General features: G+C 53.7%; 13 protein-coding genes and 1 other annotated feature. Of the genes, 7 read left to right on the top strand and 6 right to left on the bottom strand.

The window, feature by feature from the left end; translation table 11 throughout:
• Positions 1-219: 219 nt before the first annotated feature.
• The 3 genes from clpB to rluD form a co-directional block, all read right to left on the bottom strand.
• Positions 220-2,793, bottom strand: coding sequence for an ATP-dependent chaperone ClpB (gene clpB, locus OGY07_RS13450; protein WP_042288239.1), 2,574 nt, complete (start codon positions 2,791-2,793; stop codon positions 220-222).
• Between the two features lie 129 nt (positions 2,794-2,922).
• Positions 2,923-3,654 carry a purine nucleoside phosphorylase YfiH gene (yfiH, locus tag OGY07_RS13445; RefSeq protein ID WP_181822729.1) on the bottom strand — a complete coding sequence of 244 codons (732 nt, stop codon included), beginning with the start codon at positions 3,652-3,654 and terminating at the stop codon, positions 2,923-2,925.
• Positions 3,651-4,631, bottom strand: coding sequence for a 23S rRNA pseudouridine(1911/1915/1917) synthase RluD (gene rluD / locus OGY07_RS13440; protein WP_286601130.1), 981 nt, complete (start codon positions 4,629-4,631; stop codon positions 3,651-3,653). Before rluD ends, yfiH begins: the two co-directional genes overlap by 4 nt.
• A gap of 132 nt (positions 4,632-4,763) precedes the next feature.
• Between rluD and bamD the strand changes: the two genes are divergently transcribed.
• The 4 genes from bamD (at position 4,764) to pheA (ending at position 7,522) form a co-directional block, all read left to right on the top strand.
• Positions 4,764-5,501, top strand: a complete 738-nt coding sequence (bamD, locus tag OGY07_RS13435; protein WP_012906713.1) for an outer membrane protein assembly factor BamD — start codon at positions 4,764-4,766, stop codon at positions 5,499-5,501.
• A 272-nt stretch (positions 5,502-5,773) separates the two neighbouring features.
• Positions 5,774-6,112 (top strand): ribosome-associated translation inhibitor RaiA, encoded by a 339-nt coding sequence (gene raiA, locus OGY07_RS13430; protein ID WP_042288251.1) that lies wholly within the window; start codon positions 5,774-5,776, stop codon positions 6,110-6,112.
• A 102-nt stretch (positions 6,113-6,214) separates the two neighbouring features.
• Positions 6,215-6,339 (top strand) — a sequence feature (Phe leader region).
• On the top strand, positions 6,216-6,263 hold the full coding sequence (pheL, locus tag OGY07_RS13425) for a pheA operon leader peptide PheL (RefSeq protein WP_187375663.1): 48 nt from the start codon (positions 6,216-6,218) through the stop codon (positions 6,261-6,263). (Overlaps the previous feature by 48 nt.)
• 22 nt (positions 6,340-6,361) lie before the next feature.
• Positions 6,362-7,522 carry a bifunctional chorismate mutase/prephenate dehydratase gene (gene pheA / locus OGY07_RS13420; protein ID WP_042288254.1) on the top strand — a complete coding sequence of 387 codons (1,161 nt, stop codon included), beginning with the start codon at positions 6,362-6,364 and terminating at the stop codon, positions 7,520-7,522.
• On the opposite strand, the gene OGY07_RS13415 is transcribed toward pheA, so the two are convergent.
• The 3 genes from OGY07_RS13415 to aroF all read right to left on the bottom strand — a co-directional run bounded on the left by OGY07_RS13415 (position 7,519) and on the right by aroF (position 10,739).
• On the bottom strand, positions 7,519-8,391 hold the full coding sequence (locus OGY07_RS13415; RefSeq protein WP_286601127.1) for an SMP-30/gluconolactonase/LRE family protein: 873 nt from the start codon (positions 8,389-8,391) through the stop codon (positions 7,519-7,521). The genes pheA and OGY07_RS13415 overlap by 4 nt on opposite strands.
• Before the next feature lie 145 nt (positions 8,392-8,536).
• On the bottom strand, positions 8,537-9,658 hold the full coding sequence (gene tyrA, locus OGY07_RS13410) for a bifunctional chorismate mutase/prephenate dehydrogenase (protein ID WP_042288259.1): 1,122 nt from the start codon (positions 9,656-9,658) through the stop codon (positions 8,537-8,539).
• A gap of 10 nt (positions 9,659-9,668) precedes the next feature.
• A complete protein-coding gene (gene aroF / locus OGY07_RS13405) occupies positions 9,669-10,739 on the bottom strand; it encodes a 3-deoxy-7-phosphoheptulonate synthase AroF (RefSeq protein ID WP_042288262.1) in 1,071 nt (356 codons plus the stop codon).
• 385 nt (positions 10,740-11,124) lie between these two features.
• Between aroF and yfiR the strand changes: the two genes are divergently transcribed.
• Genes yfiR through OGY07_RS13390 form a run of 3 tightly spaced genes read left to right on the top strand, consistent with a single transcriptional unit; the run spans position 11,125 to position 13,352 of the window.
• Positions 11,125-11,643 carry a regulatory sequestration protein YfiR gene (gene yfiR / locus OGY07_RS13400; protein ID WP_042288265.1) on the top strand — a complete coding sequence of 173 codons (519 nt, stop codon included), beginning with the start codon at positions 11,125-11,127 and terminating at the stop codon, positions 11,641-11,643.
• Entirely contained in the window at positions 11,636-12,859 is a 1,224-nt protein-coding gene (gene dgcN / locus OGY07_RS13395; protein WP_286601124.1) for a diguanylate cyclase DgcN/YfiN, read from the top strand. Before yfiR ends, dgcN begins: the two co-directional genes overlap by 8 nt.
• Positions 12,860-12,872: 13 nt before the next feature.
• Positions 12,873-13,352, top strand: coding sequence for an OmpA family protein (locus tag OGY07_RS13390; protein ID WP_042288272.1), 480 nt, complete (start codon positions 12,873-12,875; stop codon positions 13,350-13,352).
• Positions 13,353-13,355 lie beyond the last annotated feature (3 nt).

The raw sequence follows: 13,355 nt of genomic DNA, 5'->3' as shown, positions 1-13,355 counted from the left end.
TGAGGTTCTGGTCTGAACCCCGCTGACCCGGCGGCTTGCGTGCCGTTGTTCCGTGTCAGTGGTGGCGCATTATAGGGAGTAATTCTGAAGCTGCAAGGAGAAAGTGAAAATTATTTACCAACCGCTCACTTTCCAGGCAAATCATTCCCCGAACCTGAATTTTCGCCTGGTTTTTAAACAAAAACGAGCCGCAAGCGGCCCGTTTTTGTATTTTGTGACTTACTGCACTGCCACGATCCGATCGCCATTCGCTTCCAGACGAATGGTTTTGCCTGGAATTAACTCGCCGGACAGAATCTGCTGCGCCAGCGGGTTTTCGATCTGTTGCTGAATAGCGCGTTTCAACGGACGTGCGCCATACACCGGGTCATAACCATTTGCGCTAAGCAGCTTCAGGGCGTCATCAGAGATATGGATTTCATATCCACGCTCTTCCAGACGTTTATACAGACGCTGCAGCTGGATTTTAGCAATCGAGGCAATATGCTGTTCACCCAGCGGATGGAATACCACCACCTCATCGATACGGTTAATAAATTCCGGACGGAAGTTATGGCTCACCACGCCCAGCACCATTTCTTTCATATGGCTGTAGTCCAGATCGCCGAAGCGTTCCTGAATCAGATCGGAACCCAGGTTAGAGGTCATAATGACAACCGTATTGCGGAAGTCGACCGTTCTCCCCTGCCCGTCAGTCAGACGTCCATCGTCCAGAACCTGCAACAGAATGTTAAATACATCCGGATGCGCTTTTTCCACTTCGTCTAACAAGATGACGGAGTAAGGACGACGGCGAACCGCTTCGGTCAGATACCCGCCCTCTTCATATCCGACATATCCCGGAGGCGCACCGACCAGGCGAGACACTGAGTGTTTCTCCATAAACTCGGACATATCGATACGCACCATCGCGTCGTCGCTATCAAACATAAAGTTCGCCAGCGCTTTGCAAAGTTCGGTTTTACCCACCCCGGTTGGCCCGAGGAACAGGAAAGAGCCAATAGGACGATTCGGATCCGCCAGCCCCGCGCGGCTACGGCGAATAGCATTCGATACCGCTTCTACCGCTTCGTTCTGACCAATAACGCGGCTGTGTAGCTCCTGTTCCATTCTCAACAGTTTTTCGCGCTCGCCCTCCAGCATTCTCGCGACAGGAATACCGGTCCAGCGCGCCAGCACTTCGGCAATTTCCGCATCTGTCACTTTATTACGCAGCAGACGCATCGTTTTGCCTTCAGACTGGGTGGCCGCTTCAAGCTGTTTTTCCAGCTCCGGAATTTTGCCGTACTGCAGTTCAGACATCCGCGCCAGATCGCCCACGCGACGCGCCTGCTCAATCGCAATCTTCGCCTGCTCTAACTCAGCTTTAATGGTCTGGGTTCCGGAAAGCGAGGCTTTTTCCGCCTTCCATTCCTCTTCCAGCTCAGAATACTGGCGCTCTTTGTCTTCCAGTTCTTCATTAAGCATGTCGAGACGTTTCTTGCTCGCTTCATCAGACTCTTTCATCAGCGCCTGCTGTTCCAGTTTGAGCTGGATGATACGGCGGTCGAGTCTGTCGAGCTCCTCCGGTTTGGAGTCAATTTGCATACGAATGCTGGAAGCCGCTTCATCGATCAGGTCGATGGCTTTATCGGGTAACTGACGATCGGCAATATAACGGTGTGACAATGTCGCCGCCGCCACGATAGCCGGGTCAGTGATCTGAACATGGTGGTGCAGTTCATAACGCTCTTTCAGACCACGGAGGATCGCGATGGTGTCTTCAACGCTAGGCTCAGCAACAAACACCTTCTGGAAACGACGCTCCAGCGCGGCATCTTTTTCAATGTACTGACGGTATTCATCAAGCGTGGTTGCCCCCACGCAGTGCAGTTCACCACGCGCCAGCGCAGGTTTCAGCATGTTCCCGGCATCCATTGCGCCGTCCGCCTTACCCGCGCCAACCATGGTGTGTAGTTCGTCAATAAACAGAATGACGTTGCCTTCCTGTTTCGCGAGATCGTTCAATACGCCTTTTAAACGTTCTTCAAATTCACCGCGGTATTTCGCCCCTGCCACCAGCGCGCCCATATCCAGCGCCAGTACGCGACGACCTTTTAATCCTTCCGGCACTTCGCCGTTAATGATCCGCTGCGCCAGTCCTTCCACAATTGCGGTTTTACCGACGCCCGGCTCACCAATCAAAACCGGGTTGTTTTTGGTACGACGTTGCAGTACCTGGATGGTACGGCGAATTTCTTCATCACGACCGATCACCGGATCGAGCTTGCCCTGTTCGGCGCGCTCGGTCAGATCGACCGTGTATTTTTTCAAGGCCTGACGTTGGTCTTCCGCCCCTTGATCGTTCACGCTTTCACCTCCGCGCATCTGTTCAATTGCCTGAGTGATATTGGCGGTTGTTGCGCCAGCCGATTTCAATAAATCGGGCAGTGTGCCGCGAGACTCAAGCGCCGCCAGAACGAACAGTTCCGACGAAATAAAGTTATCGCCCCGTTTTTGCGCCAGCTTGTCGCAAAGGTTAAGGACGCGCACCAGATCCTGCGACGGTTGCACGTCGCCGCCGGTGCCTTCCACCTGCGGTAAACGGCTCAGCGCTTCATCGATAGCGGTGCGTAACTGCCCTGCGTTAATACCCGCAGACGTTAATAAAGGACGAACCGAGCCCCCTTCCTGATTCAGCAAGGCGCTCATTAAATGTAAAGGTTCGATGAATTGGTTGTCGTGCCCCAGTGCGAGCGACTGGGCATCGGCAAGAGCAAGCTGGAATTTGTTGGTAAGACGATCCAGACGCATAACTCCTCCCATAACAGGTCAAATTTGCTACTGGAGATTAAATGAGGTCATCCCTCAATTATTCAAGGTTAATGACCTGAATTATGTGAAAAGAAAATTACACGTACCGGATCGTCTTGATTCTTTAGGTTATATCAGCCAAATAAAACTTGCCATACGCCCCGTGGTCTTGTCGCGACGATAAGAGAAGAAAGTCTCATTTTCACTAAAAGTACAGCGATTGCCGCCGAATATTTGTTCAACGCCAACATTTGCCAGCCGTTGACGGGCAAGCTGATAAATATTCGCCAGATATTTTTCGCCATGCGGCGCAAAGGCTTCGTGCGCACGGGCGTCCTTAATACAAAACGCCTCACGCACCTCAGCCCCCACTTCAAAGGCTGTCGGGCCGATGGCCGGACCCAGCCACGCCATAATATTTTCAGGTTTATCCGCAAAGCAGGCGAGCGTTTCTTCCAGCACCCCTGCACATAATCCGCGCCAGCCCGCGTGGGCCGCCGCGACTTCTGTTCCTGCCCGGTTGCAAAACAGTACCGGCAGGCAATCTGCCGTCATTACCGCACATACCGCGCCCGGCGTGTTGCTGTATGAGGCATCCGCACGTCTGGATGCGTAAGGGCCACCAGTCAGTTTCAGCACATCCTTACCATGAACCTGTTCCAGCCAGACGGGCATTGAAGGCAAATTGCCCGCAGCAAACAGCCGATTACGGTTCTCTTCAACATGCGTCGGGTTGTCGCCACAGTGGGCGCCCAGGTTCATCGCATCATAAGGCGGTAAACTTACCCCGCCGATACGGGTCGAACTGCATGCCGCCACGCCTTCCGGCAGTGGCCACTGCGGGACAATGAGCATACTCATAACCAGGCCACGTCATCCTTATGTTCTTCAAAATCCGCGCGCATGGCGTCGATAAGCTCAACCATATCCTGCGGAATTGGCGCATGCCATTCCATTTCGATACCGGAGATCGGGTGATACAAACGCAGCATAGTGGCATGCAGCGCCTGGCGATCGAACTTGCGCAACGTGGAGATAAACGCCTCCGAGGCGCCTTTCGGCGGACGCGGGCGACCGCCGTATACCGGGTCGCCCACCAGCGGATGGGTAATGTGCGCCATATGCACGCGGATCTGATGGGTACGCCCGGTTTCCAGACGCAACCTAAGACGCGTGTGCACACGGAAGTGTTCCATGATGCGATAGTGCGTGACCGCCGGTTTTCCCATCGGATGCACCGCCATGTGGGTACGCTTGGTCGGGTGACGGCTGATAGGCTCTTCCACCGTGCCGCCCGCGGTCATATGACCGATAGCGACGGCTTCGTATTCACGGGTGATCTCGCGCAGCTGAAGCGCCTCAACCAGACGCGTCTGCGCCGGAACGGTTTTCGCCACCACCATCAGACCGGTAGTGTCTTTATCCAGACGGTGGACAATACCCGCGCGCGGCACGTCGGCAATCGGCGAGTAGTAATGCAGCAAGGCGTTTAATACGGTGCCATCGGGATTCCCGGCCCCCGGATGCACGACCAGATCGCGAGGTTTGTTAATAACAATGATGTCATCGTCTTCATAAACGATATCCAGTGGGATATCCTGAGGCTCAAAGCGGATTTCTTCATCGATCTCCGCGTCGATAGCGACCTGTTCACCGCCTAAGACTTTTTCTTTCGGTTTGTCGCAAATTTTACCGTTGACCAGCACGCGCCGATCGAGAATCCATTCTTTTATGCGCGAACGTGAATAATCCGGGAACATTTCGGCCAAAGCCTGATCTAAGCGTTGACCGAGTTGATTTTCGGATACCGTTGCGGTGAGTTGTACTCGTTGTGCCATATACAGCTTCTTCGTTTAACGTTGGGTTTTACGGCTTTGCCGTTTAATATAGTGTGCTATTGTAGCTGGTCTTAACCGGGAGCAGGAACAGAGAATCTCCCGCAAAAACATTTTGAGGAAAGTCAAAACGTCATGACGCGCATGAAATATCTGGTGGCAGCAGCCACGTTGAGCCTGTTTTTGGCGGGTTGCTCTGGTTCAAAGGAAGAGGTGCCCGATAATCCGCCTAATGAAATCTACGCGACTGCTCAGCAAAAGCTGCAGGACGGTAACTGGAAACAGGCAATAACGCAATTAGAAGCGTTGGATAACCGCTATCCATTCGGCCCGTATTCCCAGCAGGTGCAGTTGGATCTCATCTACGCCTACTACAAAAACGCCGATCTGCCGCTGGCTCAGGCCGCTATCGATCGCTTTATCCGCCTGAATCCGACACATCCCAATATTGATTATGTCATGTATATGCGTGGCCTGACCAATATGGCGTTAGATGACAGCGCGCTACAAGGCTTCTTCGGCGTCGATCGCAGTGACCGCGACCCGCAGCACGCACGCGCTGCGTTTAATGACTTTTCCAAACTGGTGCGCGGCTACCCGAACAGCCAGTACACCACAGACGCCACTAAACGTCTCGTGTTCCTGAAAGATCGTCTGGCGAAATACGAATATTCCGTGGCGGAATACTACACCAAACGTGGCGCATGGGTCGCCGTGGTGAATCGTGTGGAAGGTATGCTGCGTGATTTCCCGGATACCCAGGCCACACGCGACGCTCTGCCGCTAATGGAAAACGCCTACCGCGAAATGCAGATGACGACCCAGGCTGAGAAAGTGGCAAAAATCATTGCCGCCAACAGCAGCAACACCTGAACCGCGATTTCGCAAGCAAAACGGCAGCCCTTGGGCTGCCGTTTTTTTATTCGTTTCGCATCACGTCAGGCCCGTTTTCCCGGTAACCTAACTCATCAACTATGGCCCGCTTTTCCCCTTTCCTCAAGTGAAATATCCCCTTCTCCTGCGATGCCTCACAAAAAGGCTTCCTTGACAAAAAGTGACAAAATAATGTGATTCAAATCACACATTTTGACATTAGGAACGGTATGCTGAAATCACCAAGACGGGAAAGACAAGAGGTAAAATTTATGACAATGAACATTACCAGTAAACAAATGGAAATTACTCCGGCAATTCGCCAACATGTCGCAGACCGTCTCGCCAAACTGGAAAAATGGCAAACACACCTGATTAACCCACATATCATTCTGTCCAAGGAGCCACAGGGTTTCACCGCTGATGCCACCATCAATACACCAAACGGACATCTGGTCGCCAGCGCAAAACATGAAGATATGTATACCGCGATTAACGATTTGATCAACAAGCTGGAACGGCAGCTCAATAAAGTGCAGCACAAAGGCGAAGCGCGTCGCGCAACCGCGTCAGTTAAAGACGCAAACTTCGCTGAAGCAGACGAAGAATAGTCCCTTACATTGAGTGTATCGCCAACGCGCCTTCGGGCGCGTTTTTTGTTGACAGCATGAAAACAGTGCGGGTACTTTACTAGCGTCACTTAAGGAAACTGATATGCAACTTACGCCGTTCTTCTTCGCCTTCTTTTTTACCTTCCCCTGAACGGGAGGCTTTCGTCGTGTGAAAAAGAATGCGAAGACGAATAACAAGGCCTCCCACTCCGGGGGGCCTTTTTTATTGATAACAAGAAAGGCAACACTATGACATCGGAAAATCCATTACTGGCGCTGCGTGACAAAATCAGTGCGCTTGATGCAAAACTACTGGCGTTACTGGCCGAACGGCGCGGGCTGGCGGTCGAAGTGGGTAAAGCAAAGCTTGAATCCCATCGACCGGTACGCGATATCGACCGCGAGCGCGACCTTCTGGACCGGTTGATTCAGCTTGGCAAAGCGCACCATCTGGATGCTCATTACATCACCCGCCTTTTTCAGCTTATTATTGAAGACTCGGTTCTTACCCAGCAGGCGCTGCTCCAGCAGCATCTGAATAAGATCAATCCCCATTCGGCCCGCGTGGCGTTTCTGGGACCAAAAGGCTCTTACTCCCATCTCGCCGCCCGTCAGTACGCCGCGCGTCATTTCGAACAGTTCATTGAAAGTGGTTGCGCGAAGTTTGCCGATATCTTTAATCAGGTCGAAACAGGACAGGCTGACTACGCGGTGGTGCCCATTGAAAACACCAGTTCAGGCGGCATTAACGATGTCTACGATCTCCTACAGCATACCAGCCTTTCCATTGTGGGCGAGATGACGATTGTGATCGACCATTGTGTGCTGGTCTCCGGCACCACCGATCTCGACACCATCGACACGGTGTACAGCCATCCGCAACCGTTCCAGCAGTGCAGCAAATTCCTCAATCGTTACCCGCACTGGAAAATCGAATACACCGAAAGTACTTCCGCAGCGATGGAAAAAGTTGCGCAGGCGAATTCTCCGCGCGTGGCGGCATTGGGCAGCGAGGCGGGCGGCGTGCTGCATGGCCTGCAAGTGCTGGAACGTATTGAGGCGAACCAGACGCAGAATATCACCCGCTTTATCGTACTGGCACGTAAAGCGATTAACGTGTCCGATCAGGTTCCGGCGAAAACCACGCTCCTGATGGCGACGGGCCAGCAGGCCGGCGCCCTGGTGGAAGCGCTGCTGGTTCTGCGTAATCATCATCTGATTATGACTCGCCTGGAGTCCCGCCCTATCCACGGCAACCCATGGGAAGAGATGTTTTATCTTGATATTCAGGCCAACCTGGAAGCGCCGGAAATGCAAAAGGCGCTGAAAGAGCTGGGCGAAATTACCCGCTCGATGAAGGTGCTGGGCTGCTATCCGAGCGAAAACGTTGTTCCGGTCGATCCTTCTTAACGTTCGATAAACGGCTTTTTCTTCATCCCTGCCACCCTCGCCGGCAGGGTGAAGATCGCCCCGGAAAGCGGATATTCCGCCACCTCCTCTTCGCTCATGTTTTCCCGCGTGGTGGTGATAAACAGCGTTTTCATGTCGTCGCCGCCAAAGCAGACCATTGTCGGACAACGCACCGGCAACCGGTATTCCTCAAGCTGTTCGCCCAGGGGAGAAAAGCGGGCAATCCGCCAGCCGTCGAACAACGCGCTCCAGTAGCAGCCTTCCACGTCCATTGCCGCACCGTCCGGGATCCCCTCCCCGGCCTGAAAACGACGGAACGCCTCACGTTTTCCCGGCTCGCCCTGCGCGTCCAGCGGCGCACGCCAGATCACGCCGTTTGGCGTATCAGAGGTGTACATCCATTGCTTATCCGGACTGAACGCCAGCCCGTTATGCCCGTGGATATCACACTGAATCACCTTTGGCGTTAGGTCGTTATCGATGCGCATCAACATCGCGCCGTTGTAGTCTCCGGGGCCCCAGAAGGTCCCGGCGTAAAAACGTCCGTCATGATCGGTGCCGCCATCGTTGAAACGCGCCAGCTGCGGGTTCGACGGGTTATCGCACACTTTTCGCTGAAGCAGACCGTTTTTATCGGTCAGCCAGATAGCATTACGCAACGCAACAATAAATCCGCCACGCTCGCGCAGCGCAAAGCATCCAACCTCTTCCGGGAACGCCAGAACGATGTGTTCTCCTGTCGTCAAATGGTAGCGATGGATCTCTCCTTCCAGAATATCCGCCCAGTAGAGCGCATTCTCGCCCGCACTCCAGGTCGGGCATTCCGGCAACTGTCCGGTATAGTCAAATAACACGCGTGGTTCAGCCATGACGAATCCCCAAATAAAAAAACCAGCGGTAGCCCCGCTGGTTTTTCAGTATAACCCTCCTGGCGCTAACGATGCGGAAAAACCACCAGCGCATTCGTAGGCCAAAGGGCGTTACACGCTGGCCCGAATCAGACCAGCGTAAGGATTATTGTCGGCTGTCGTTGGCCTGTCGCAGTAAGGTACGGCTTTCCTGCTGGAAGCGTTTCGCGTAGTCCCCGAACCAGTGCTCGACTTTGCGGAAGCTGTCAATAAACGCCTGTTTATCTCCCTGTTCAAGCAGACCGATCGCCTCGCCAAAGCGTTTGTAGTAGCGTTTAATCAGCGCCAGATTACTTTCCGACGACATAATGATGTCGGCGTACAGCTGCGGGTCCTGCGCAAACAGCCGCCCGACCATTGCCAGTTCGAGGCGATAGATCGGCGAAGAGAGCGCCAGGAGTTGTTCAAGCTGCACGTTTTCTTCCGCCAGATGCAGCCCGTAAGCAAAGGTCGCAAAGTGGCGCAACGCCTGGATAAACGCCATATTCTGGTCATGTTCCACGGCACTGATGCGGTGCAGTCGCGCTCCCCAGACCTGAATCTGCTCAAGAAACCATTGATAGGCCTCCGGGTTTCGCCCGTCACACCAGACTACCACCTGTTTCGCCAGGCTACCGCTGTCCGGACCAAACATCGGGTGCAGACCCACCACTGGCCCGTCATGGGCGGCAAGCATTGCCTGCAACGGCCCATTTTTCACTGAGGCCAGATCCACCAGAATACAGTCGGACGGTAAACGCGGCAGTCGAGCAATCACTTGTTCAGTGACATGGATAGGCACGCTGACAATCACCATCCCGGCATCCGCGACGATCTCCGGCGCGCGATCCCAGTCCTGCTGTTCCAGAATACGCACCTTGTAGCCCGACAGGGTGAGCATTTTTTCAAACAGTCGTCCCATCTGGCCGCCACCGCCGACGATGACCACCGGACGCAGCGTCGGACAAAGCGTTTTAAACCCTTTGTCGTTTTCGCTGGAATAGGACTCGCGCATCACCCTGCGCAGCACATCCTCAATCAGATCTGGCGGTACGCCCAGCGCTTCCGCTTCCGCACGGCGCGAAGCCAGCATAGCGGCCTCGCGCTCGGGGACATAAATAGGCAGCCCAAAGCGGCTTTTGACTTCGCCGACCTCCGCCACCAGTTCCAGGCGACGCGCCAGTAAGTCCAGCAGCGCCTTATCCACTTCATCAATTTGATCGCGTAATGCGGTCAATTCAGCCACCATAACAAACCTCTTAAGCCTTGCGCGCCGCCAGCTGGCCGTTCAGGTCTTTGTGAATTTCACGCAGCAGCGCATCCGTCGTTTCCCAGCTAATGCAGGCATCGGTAACGGACACGCCGTATTTCATATCGCTGCGCGGTTGCTCAGAAGACTGATTACCTTCGTGAATATTACTTTCAATCATCAAGCCAATGATTGAACGGTTGCCATCTTTAATTTGCGCAACCACAGACTCCGCCACGGCAGGCTGACGACGGTAATCTTTATTGGAGTTACCATGACTGCAATCTACCATCAGTGAAGGCCGCAGTCCCGCCTGCGCCATCTCTTTTTCGCACTGTTCGACATCGGCCGGACTGTAGTTCGGCGCTTTACCACCGCGCAGGATCACATGTCCGTCCGGGTTGCCCTGCGTTTGCAGCAGCGCAACCTGCCCGGCCTGGTTGATCCCCACAAAGCGGTGCGACTGGGCGGCGGCGCGCATGGCGTTAATCGCCGTCGCCAGACTGCCGTCAGTGCCATTTTTAAACCCGACCGGCATCGACAGGCCGGACGCCATTTCACGGTGAGTCTGCGACTCCGTGGTGCGCGCGCCAATAGCCGACCAGCTAAACAAATCCCCGAGGTACTGCGGACTGTTTGGATCCAGGGCTTCTGTCGCCAGCGGCAGTCCCATATGAACAAGTTCAAGCAGCAACTGACGCGCAATCTTCAAACCCGCTTCAACGTCGAAAGAGCCATCCATATGAGGATCGTTAATTAACCCTTTCCAGCCGACGGTGGTACGGGGTTTTTCAAAATAGACGCGCATCACCAGGTAGAGGCTATCGCTGACCTCTGCGGCAAGGGCTTTAAATCGACGGGCGTATTCAAGAGCGGCATCAGGATCGTGAATAGAACATGGACCACACACCACCAGCAGACGCGGATCGCGCCCGGCGATAATGTCAGATATGGTTTTGCGCGACTGAGCGATCTGCGCCTCTTGCGCCTGACTCAGCGGGAATGCCGCTTTGAGTTGTTCCGGGGTCATCAAAACCTGTTCGTCGGTGATGTGTACGTTGTTCAGCGCGTCTTTTTGCATGATGGCGATCCTGTTTTAGCTCGTTTGCGATAGTTGTCCTCAGCGAGGATGACGTAACGATAACACAAAGAGTAAAGATATCAATCCAAAATACGTAAAGTTTATTGTACAAGCATCTATAATACTGATTATGACACGCACAGATTCGTACACTTTACTTTACATGCAATTCTGTCGCGGATTTTAAACTTAAATAAAATTGTATGATTACGGCAAGAAAGATAAAAAAAACCGTCCCGGCGATATTGATTAATAAGATTTAACTTAAGGACAAAACATAAATATCTTTGGCGTAATGACGCCTATGCAAAATAATGTTATTTTGCTGCAAACAATCAAGGATGTATTTAATGCGTTACGAAAGATACGGGTGAGGACGCCGCTCATGTTCTATTCTCACCGACTTCTGGTGCTGCTGATGCTATTGCTGGCAGGATCGCCGGTTTATGCTCAGGAATTACCCGATGACGCCAAAAATGTGCGTGCAATTGTCTCAGGCATTGTGAGCTATACGCGCTGGCCTGCGCTCTCCGCGCCGCCCAGGCTATGCATTTTCACTTCATCCCGTTTCGTTAGCGTATTGGGTGACAGTGACGATACCTCCCTGCCCTATCAACCTGTTATTATTCGTAACGAACAAGAGGCGCTGGTCGCACGTTGTGATGGCGTTTATTTCGGCAATGAATCTCCGGCCGCTCAGGTTGAATTAGCCAATAAATATCCCTCTAAGGCTTTGTTATTAATTGCGGAACAAAATGCCGAATGCATTATTGGCAGCGCCTTTTGTCTTATTATTCAAAATAATGATGTCAGATTCGCCGTAAATCTGGATTCTCTGGCGCACAGCGGCGTCAGGGTCAATCCGGATGTACTGATGCTCGCACGGAATAAAAAGCATGGATAAGGATCTTTCCCGCACGACGCGTCCAACGTTTAAGCGAGCCTTGAGACGCATAAGCATGATCAGCGTGGTGGTGACCATGACGTTGATCTGGCTGTTGCTTAGCGTCGCCTCTGTGCTGACGCTGAAACAGTATGCGCAAAAAAATCTGGAACTGACCGCCGCCACCATGGCCCACAGTCTGGAGGCCGCGCTCGTGTTCGCAGACGATGCCGCTGCGACCGAAACGCTGGCGGCGCTCGGCCAGCAGGGTCAGTTTTCTGCCGCCGATGTACGCGATAAAAATGAGAACGTCATCGCCAGCTGGCGCTATAACGCACAGGAAACTGACGACAAACTCAGTGGTTACATCAGCCAGTGGCTTTTTCCATTGCCGGTCGCGCAACCTGTCTGGCATAACGGGGAAATCATTGGCGAAGTGCGGATAACCGCCCGTGACAGCTTAATCAGCCATTTTCTCTGGCTGTCGCTGGCTGTCCTCACCGGCTCGATCCTGCTGGCGTCCGGTATCGCCATCCTCCTGACGCGCCATCTGCACAACGGCGTCGTCGTAGCGCTGCAAAATATCACCGACGTCGTGCACGATGTGCGTACCAACCGGAATTTTTCCCGTCGCGTATCAGAGGAGCGAATTGAGGAGTTTCACCGTTTTGCCCAGGACTTCAACAGCCTGCTGGATGAAATGGAAGAGTGGCAACTGCGTCTCCAGGCGAGGAACGCCCAACTGCTACGCACGGCACTGCACGATCCGCTGACCGGACTGGCTAACCGCGCTGCTTTTCGCAGCACGATCAACGCGCTCATGAATGATGACGCCGCCCGCAGTAGCTCAGCGCTGCTGTTCCTTGACGGCGACAACTTTAAATTCGTTAACGATACCTGGGGCCATGCGGCGGGAGACCGGGTTTTGATCGAAGTGGCTAAGCGACTCGCGGAATTTGGCGGCAACCGCCACCAGCCCTATCGTCTTGGCGGGGACGAGTTTGCGATGGTCCTCTACGGCGTACATTCCGAATACGAAGTGCAGCGCATATGCGCCGCGCTGGCGCAGGAATTTAACCGGCCTTTTGACCTGCACAACGGCCATCTGACCAGCATGACGCTGAGTATGGGCTATGCCCTGACGTGGGAGCACGCCTCAGCCGAAAAATTACAAGAACTGGCCGACCGCAATATGTATCTGGCCAAACATCAGCGTGTCGAACGCGTGATCAAATAATAAGGATTCCCCCATGCTGAAACGTCTTTTATCGCCTTTTGTTGTTGCTCTCCTCCTGGCTGGCTGCCAGGCGCCGCAGGGAACGTTTACCCCGCAGCAGGTCGCTGCCATGCAGTCATACGGGTTTACCGAGTCGGCGGGGAGCTGGTCTTTGGGTATGTCGGACACCATCCTGTTTGATAAAAACGACTATAAGCTGCGTGCTGAAAGTCAACGACAGATCCAGACAATGGCTGCCCGTCTGGCCTCCGTTGGCCTGAAACATGCGCGCATGGACGGACATACTGATAATTATGGCGAAGACAGCTACAACGAAGCCCTGTCCCTGAAACGCGCCAACGTTGTGGCCGATGCATGGGCGGAAGGCGCGCAGATCCCGCGTAGTCATCTGACAACACAGGGATTAGGCAAAAAATATCCTGTCGCCAGTAACAAGACCGCAAAAGGCCGTGCTGAAAACCGCCGCGTCGCCGTAGTCATCAGCACGCCTTAAGTC

The organism is Citrobacter sp. Cs237 (assembly GCF_030332325.1).
Taxonomy (GTDB): Bacteria; Pseudomonadota; Gammaproteobacteria; order Enterobacterales; family Enterobacteriaceae; genus Citrobacter_A; species Citrobacter_A sedlakii.
Note: the sequence above shows the minus strand (reverse complement) of the source record. Positions and strands in the feature narration are given on the sequence as shown.